Genomic DNA, 6,799 nt, shown 5'->3' on the forward strand with positions numbered 1-6,799 from the left:
GTTGAGAATGATGACGGTGACGACAGCGAAGAAGAAACGACGCCGTAGGCGTTTTCGCGATCCGGTCGTCGCTTACATCGAATGTTCATGGTCGTCGTCGCCAAGCGGCAGCGTCCGCAGCGCCCTGCCGACGGCAGCCGGCGGCGTGCCGGTTTCCTCCGCGAACCGCATGAGCGTCGGCTCGTGGGCGAGGATGAACTGCAGCACGCCGGCCAGGAACCCCGGCTCGCCGGCGGCCTGGCGGATGGAATGTGCCTCGATGCCGGTGATCGCCAGGAAACGGGGCAGAAGTTCCGGATCGGCGGCGACGAAGCCCAATGCCTTCACGGCAATGGTTTCCGCTTCCTCGCGCATTGACGCTGCGTTTGCCATCACTACTTTCTTGCGCGGTGAATGAGTCTGTTTTTGGCTGTAATCGCAAGCGTCGCCTGCGGCAAGCCATCTAGCTCTGCAATGCGGAGTTCGCGGTGAAATCCGAAGCTTTTCCGGTAGCCGGTTTCCGTTTCGTCAATTATCTGGCGGTAGAGTGGAGCAGGGTTTGGTGCGTACCGGCGAGGGCGCATGACGGCAACCTTCGAGCGGAAGGCAGGCCGGGACGGGAATTTGATGCCTAAGAAGGTCATGATCGTCGAGGACAATGAGCTCAACATGAAGCTCTTTCGGGACCTCATCGAAGCGAGCGGTTACGAGACGGTACGCACGCGCAACGGCCTGGAAGCGCTGGATCTGGCGAGACTGCACAAGCCGGACCTTATTTTGATGGACATCCAGTTGCCCGAAGTGTCGGGGCTGGAGGTGACCAAATGGCTGAAGGAAGACGACGACCTCCATGTCATACCGGTCATTGCCGTCACTGCATTCGCGATGAAGGGCGATGAGGAGCGTATCCGCCAGGGTGGCTGCGAAGCTTATATTTCCAAGCCGATCTCGGTGCCGCGTTTCATCGAAACCATCAAATCCTACCTGGGCGACGCCTGATGCGCCCTTCCAGCCGAGCCGGAGCTTTATGAGATGACTGCACGGATCCTCGTCGTCGACGACATCCCTGCCAATGTGAGGCTGCTCGAGGTCCGGCTGCTTGCCGAATATTTCGAGGTGGTGACCGCCACGAACGGGCTGGACGCGATCGAGACCTGCGAAAACGGCAAGGTCGATGTTGTGCTGCTCGACGTGATGATGCCTGACATGGACGGGTTCGAGGTCTGCCGGCGGCTGAAGAGCGACCCGGCGACGTCGCACATCCCCGTCGTCATGATCACCGCGCTCGACCAGGTTTCGGACCGGGTGCGCGGCCTCGAGGCCGGTGCCGACGATTTTCTGACCAAGCCGGCCAACGATCTGCAGCTGATGACGCGCGTCAAAAGCCTGGTCAGGCTGAAGACGTTGACCGACGAGCTGCGCTTGCGCGCCTCGACCACGCGCAATATCGGCATCGAGGAGCTGTTGAGCCGCAACTTCGCGTCCGCAGACACCACGCCGAAGGTTCTGCTCATCGACGAGCGCAAATCCTCCTTCGAGCGCGTCCAGAAAATGCTGCGCGGCACCGCCGACCTCGACATCGCCACCGATCCGCATGCCGGCTTCTTCCAGGCCGCCGAGACGCCCTATGAATGCGTGATGATCTCGACGGCCTTTGCCGATTTCGATCCGCTCAGGCTCTGCTCGCAACTGCGTTCGCTCGATCGCACCCGTTTCGTGCCGATCATCCTTCTGGCGCAGGAGGGTGAGGAGGGGCGCATCATCCGCGGCCTCGAACTCGGCATCAACGACTATCTGATGCGGCCGATCGACCAGCAGGAGCTGACGGCTCGGCTACGCACGCAGGTGCGCCGCAAGCGCTACAACGACCAGCTGCGTGCCAGCGTCACCCAGACCATCGAGATGGCGGTGACCGACGCGCTGACTGGGCTGCACAATCGCCGATACCTCGACAGCCACCTGCAGACGTTGTTCGACCGTGCCGTAGCGCGGCGACGGCCGCTGTCGATGATGATCACCGATCTCGACCGCTTCAAGACGATCAACGATGCACATGGCCATGACGGCGGCGACGAGGTGCTGCGCGAATTTGCGCGGCGGCTGCGCAAGAATGTGCGCGGCATCGATCTCGCCTGCCGTTTCGGTGGCGAGGAGTTCGTCGTGGTGATGCCGGACACGGACGGCGCCGTCGCCGAAAAGGTCGCGGAGCGCATTCGCGCCGAAATCGCTCTTATGCCGTTTGCAGTCGGTCACGACGGCAAGACGATCGAGGTTACCGTCAGCGTCGGCGTGTCGTCGGTGCTGAAGGGCGTGGACACGGTTGCCGGGCTGATGAAGCGCGCCGATCTCGCGCTCTACGAAGCCAAGAGCGCCGGCCGCAACCGCGTCGTCGCCAAGGCGGCGTAAGGCCAATTCTCCATTCAGTGCGACAGGGTTACGAATTTACCTTAACGCAAGCGATTCGCCGGGCTTGGTTAAGAAATTGTTGATTTTCACAGGCTGTTGCGCAAATGTGCAGATCAATGACGGAACCGGCGCGAGGTAGATAGCCGGATCGATCCGAAGAATACCCCATGATTCAGGTCCGCCGCATCTCCTGGGTCCGTGGGGTCGGCCGGCCGGCGCTGGCACATAGTGGCCTCCTCGTACCGCTGCCAAACGCCGACCGGCCCCCAAAACGCATCAAGACTCTGCGACAAGCATTGGACATTTTGGACTTTTCGAGCCTTGAAAACCAAAACGCCGCCCATAGGGGCGGCGTTTTGGCTTTAAAGCAGGAAACCAGATTACTTGATCTTGGTTTCCTTGAACTCGACGTGCTTCTTGGCAACCGGATCGTATTTGCGGAACGACAGCTTGTCCGTCTTGGTGCGGCTGTTCTTGCTAGTCACGTAGAAGAAACCGGTGTCGGCGGTCGACAGAAGCTTGATCTTGATGTTTGCGGCTTTGGCCATTGTGTTCGTCCGTTATGTTCGTGGAGTTTTGGCCGCTGGAGCACGGGGAAACACCCGGACGCGGGAAACTTGGCGCGACACATAAAGAACGCGCCCGGAAAGTCAACCCCGTGAGGCTTCGGTGCAGTCGCTTGTGCAAGCCGTGGTCAATATCAGAGCCAGCCGGCAGCCGAGCATGTTCCTAACTATGCGTCTTCCCTAACCGGCGGAGCGGCCTTCTTCAAGTCTCCCGTGGTGTTCCACCAGCGGTTCGGGTTGGAGCGGTCGTCCAAGCCCTTGGAGCGGCTGGCGAGGATCGGCTGAATGCGGATCACCGGCTCCTGATAGCTGTGGGCCTGGAATATCGCTTCGACAATGCGGGCGGCCAACGCCTGATCGTCGGGCAGTTCGAACGACACCTCCACCGTGCCATGCCGTCTGCGCAATTCCGTCTCGGCGCCTGCAGCTACGCCTTCGAGTGGCCGGTAGCGCTCGATGCCGTGCGCCGACTGGTAGGCATTGCTGTTGTACTTGCCCATGGTCAGCGGAGCGATCGCGACCACAGCTTCCATGATGCGGTCGACATCGGAGGCCGGCGCTTGAAAGGTCACAAGCAGCAGCAATTCCATCCGCACCGATTTCGTTTCAAACCCGGAGTCGATCATGGCGGCATCCTCAAATTCGTGGCGTGTTGCTGACAATCTACCCAGGTGCTGCTGACACGGTCATGTCAGCAGCCTTGCGCCACATGAGGCATCGATCGGGTCTTTCTACAGGATTTTTCGGGCGAGCCTGGCGCCGACCAGCGCGATATAGAAGGCGAAGAACACGCCGAGCGCCCAGCCGAAGCCGGAGGGTCCGAAAAGGTCCATGCCGATGCCGATCGCCTGCGGGCCGAGCACCATGCCGACACCATAGCAGAGCACGAAGGCAGCGTTGGCCGAGGCCAGGTCGTGACCGGAAAGCTGCGAGCCGAGATGGGCCAGGCCGATCGTGTACATGGCTGCGACCACGCCGCCCCAGACGAACAGAAGCGCCGCCATCAGATGCCAGTCCTGCGCGAAGTGCGGCATGAAGATAGTGCCGGCAAGCCCGATGGTTGCACACACCAGAAGCAGATAACGGCGGTCGCTGACACGGTCGCTGATCATGCCGAGCGGGATTTGCAACAGCACGTTGCCGAGGCCGATCATGGTGAGCAGGAGGGCGGCATCGGCCTCGGAATAGCCGATGCGGTTGCCATAAACGGGGAACAGCGCAAAGCCGCCGGTCTCGACCGCGCCGAACACCAGCACCGCGGCGGTCGCCGTCGGCACCAACCAGATGTAGCGCAGGAAGTTGCTGGTTTCGCCGTTGGAGACGATGGTCGGGCTCTCGTTGCGTGCTGCCAGGACTGGGATGGCGGCCAGCGTCACCAGCGCCATGATCACGCCGAAGGGCAGGAAGCCGCTGCTGCCGAGCTGGGCGAACAGCCACGGCCCGGCGGCAAAGCCGAGCGACAGCACGGTGGCGTAGATGCCGAGGACGAGACCGCGCCGGTGTGGCGGCGCCGATGTGCTGATCCAGAATTCCGACAGGATGAACAGCACCGTCAGCGCGATGTGCAGCAGGACGCGCAGCGGAAACCACATCCAGAAGTCCGGCGCGAAATGGAAGCCGACAAAGGCCAGCACTCCCGTTGCGATCATGGCGAGCATCGTCCAGGCGACGCCGAACCGCATGGCGAGCGGGGTGGCGAGCGGTGCGCCGACGATCGAGGCGAGGCCGGCGACAGCGGTGTTGAAGCCGATCATCGACGCCGAATGGCCGCGCGTTTCGAGAATTACGCTGAGCAGCGGCATGCCGAGGCCGATGGCGATGCCGACGACACTGATCGACGAGATCGCCGCGATCATCGGCAGCCAATGTACGCGTTCCTCGACCTCTTGCTGGGTATCGACCGTCATGGGATGTGAATGCTCTATGCTCTACAGAATTTCGCGAACGAAGCGATTGCGGACAAGCCGGTAGAACGGCACGGAACCACCGGGACGCAGCAGCGGATCATCGACGAGCCGCTTTTCCAGCTCCTCGAGGATGGCCCTGGTGATGTCGGGAATATCAGCTTCTCTGGCCTTGGCGAGCGGCAGCCAGACCAGTTCCTCCAGCTCGTTGGTCGGACCGCCGTCCGGCAACTCCACGGCGACATCATCGCGCCAGGCGCTGAAGAAGCGCGTATCGAAGCGCCGCACCCGGTTTGGCGGCGTGATGGCGCGCGCGATGAAGCGCAGCGCTTCCAGCGAGGGTCTTACGCCGTGCTCGGCAAAACCCTGCCAATCGCGCCTGGTCGTGCCGAAGGCGCCCTTTTGGCCGATCAGCAGGCCGGCTTCTTCATAGGTCTCGCGAATCGCCGACAGGGCGATGGCACGGGCGCGGGCCGGGCTGGTGCGGCCGACGCCGGCGGTCAGCCTCGCCTGTTCCTCATGGTGCAACGCTGTGGCAACGGGAATTCGGCTGTCGGCCGGATCGGTACGACCACCGGGAAAGACGAATTTCCCCGGCATGAAGGCGTGACGGGCGTGGCGCCGGCCCATCAGCACCAGGAACTCGTCGCCCTTGCGGTCGAGCAGGATCAGCGTCGCGGCGTCGCGCGGGCGTATAGGCTTGGCGTCGAGCGCGATCCGCTGAACCTTGTCGACTTCCGCCTTGGTCATAACGTCCATGCGCACGACCTAGCGGAATCTTCTCCGATGCGAAAGTGGCGTCCAGCCATGCCGATTTACGCCAGCGTCGGTTTCAAGCCTCGGGATGCGACTCGATCAGATCTTCTTCCCCACCGAAGCCGTGCATATAGAACGCCCATTGCAGGCCGATGACGGCGCCCTTGACCGGCTGCAGCAAGACGATCGCCATGAGGATGGTCAGCGGCACCCAGATGGCGATGTGCTGCCAGGTGGACAAAGTGGAGGTCGCTTCGACACCCATGAAGGCGCCGAGCACGATGTGGCCGACGATAACAACCACCAGATAGGCCGGCAGGTCGTCGGCGCGGTGGTGATGGAGCTCCTCGCCGCAATGATCGCATTTATCGACGGTCTTGACGAAAGCGCGAAACAGCTTTCCCTCGCCGCAATGCGGGCAGCGGCCAAGCGCGCCACGCTTCATCGCCGTCCACAGCGGGCGGGCAATGCGGCCCGAATGATGTTCGCCGCCGAAAACCTGTTGGTTCATGTTCAAATAGCTTGGCATTATCGTCTCCTGCCGCGCGAGCCTGGACGCGATTGCGACGCGCGGGCGCGGCCTTTGGCCTTGTGAAACGACCGTTTGGAGCCGGGCAGCGGCTTTGGGTCGGTCAGCATCTCGAAACGCATCGCGCCGGCCATAGGCGCCACCTCGATCAGGCGAACCTCGACGCGGTCGGCAAGCTGATAGCCCTTGCCGGTGCGCTCTCCGAAAAGCGATCGGGCAGTTTCGTCGTATATATAGTAATCGCCGTCCAGACTTGACACCGGGATGAAACCATCTGCGCCATACTGCGGCAATTGGACAAATAGTCCCGATTTGGTGACGCCCGAAATGCGTGCATCGAAACGATCGTCGACACGCTCGGCCAGATAGGCGGCGATCAGCCGGTCGACCGTGTCGCGCTCGGCGGCCATGGCGCGGCGCTCAGTGGCCGAGATCAGTGCTGAAACCTCTTCCAACCGCTCCGCCTCATCTTGCGTCAGTCCGCCCGCACCAAAGCCGAGGGCGGCAATCAGCCCGCGATGCACAATCAGGTCGGCATATCTACGGATCGGCGAGGTGAAATGCGCGTAGCGTTTCAGATTGAGGCCGAAATGGCCGATGTTGCTGGGCGAATATTCGGCCTGCATCTGCGTGCGCAGCACCACCTCGTTGACCAGTCC

At 62.1% G+C, this 6,799-nt stretch carries 9 protein-coding genes; 2 read left to right on the forward strand and 7 right to left on the reverse strand.

Features of this window, described 5'->3' with window-relative positions; all coding sequences use genetic code 11:
* Nucleotides 1-72: 72 nt before the first annotated feature.
* Nucleotides 73-372 carry a DUF3572 domain-containing protein gene (locus EOA86_RS16350; RefSeq protein WP_127210815.1) on the reverse strand — a complete coding sequence of 100 codons (300 nt, stop codon included), beginning with the start codon at nucleotides 370-372 and terminating at the stop codon, nucleotides 73-75.
* Between the two features lie 249 nt (nucleotides 373-621).
* Here EOA86_RS16350 and EOA86_RS16355 point away from each other — a divergent pair, with 249 nt between their 5' ends.
* Together EOA86_RS16355 and EOA86_RS16360 are read left to right on the forward strand one after the other, a co-directional pair.
* The gene (locus tag EOA86_RS16355; RefSeq protein WP_287247952.1) at nucleotides 622-978 is read left to right on the forward strand and encodes a response regulator; all 357 of its coding nucleotides are present in this window, start codon (nucleotides 622-624) and stop codon (nucleotides 976-978) included.
* Between the two features lie 33 nt (nucleotides 979-1,011).
* A complete protein-coding gene (locus tag EOA86_RS16360; protein ID WP_127210817.1) occupies nucleotides 1,012-2,385 on the forward strand; it encodes a PleD family two-component system response regulator in 1,374 nt (457 codons plus the stop codon).
* A 380-nt stretch (nucleotides 2,386-2,765) separates the two neighbouring features.
* Here the strand turns inward: EOA86_RS16360 and rpmG are convergent, their stop codons facing one another.
* The 6 genes from rpmG to EOA86_RS16395 form a co-directional block, all read right to left on the reverse strand.
* On the reverse strand, nucleotides 2,766-2,933 hold the full coding sequence (gene rpmG / locus EOA86_RS16370; protein WP_006201775.1) for a 50S ribosomal protein L33: 168 nt from the start codon (nucleotides 2,931-2,933) through the stop codon (nucleotides 2,766-2,768).
* A 185-nt stretch (nucleotides 2,934-3,118) separates the two neighbouring features.
* On the reverse strand, nucleotides 3,119-3,577 hold the full coding sequence (locus tag EOA86_RS16375) for a hypothetical protein (protein ID WP_065009486.1): 459 nt from the start codon (nucleotides 3,575-3,577) through the stop codon (nucleotides 3,119-3,121).
* Between the two features lie 105 nt (nucleotides 3,578-3,682).
* Nucleotides 3,683-4,858, reverse strand: a complete 1,176-nt coding sequence (locus EOA86_RS16380; protein ID WP_127210818.1) for an MFS transporter — start codon at nucleotides 4,856-4,858, stop codon at nucleotides 3,683-3,685.
* 21 nt (nucleotides 4,859-4,879) lie between these two features.
* The gene (locus EOA86_RS16385; protein WP_128342578.1) at nucleotides 4,880-5,614 is read right to left on the reverse strand and encodes an NUDIX hydrolase; all 735 of its coding nucleotides are present in this window, start codon (nucleotides 5,612-5,614) and stop codon (nucleotides 4,880-4,882) included.
* Between the two features lie 73 nt (nucleotides 5,615-5,687).
* Nucleotides 5,688-6,140: a DUF983 domain-containing protein gene (locus EOA86_RS16390; RefSeq protein WP_128342574.1), complete on the reverse strand. Its 453-nt coding sequence runs from the start codon at nucleotides 6,138-6,140 to the stop codon at nucleotides 5,688-5,690.
* Nucleotides 6,140-6,799, reverse strand: a 660-nt coding sequence (locus EOA86_RS16395; protein ID WP_128342576.1) for an RNB domain-containing ribonuclease, incomplete at its 5' end; no start/stop codon positions are given. The genes EOA86_RS16390 and EOA86_RS16395, both read right to left, overlap by 1 nt.

Source organism: Mesorhizobium sp. M5C.F.Ca.IN.020.32.2.1 (assembly GCF_004023105.1).
GTDB classification, from domain to species: domain Bacteria; phylum Pseudomonadota; class Alphaproteobacteria; order Rhizobiales; family Rhizobiaceae; genus Mesorhizobium; species Mesorhizobium wenxiniae.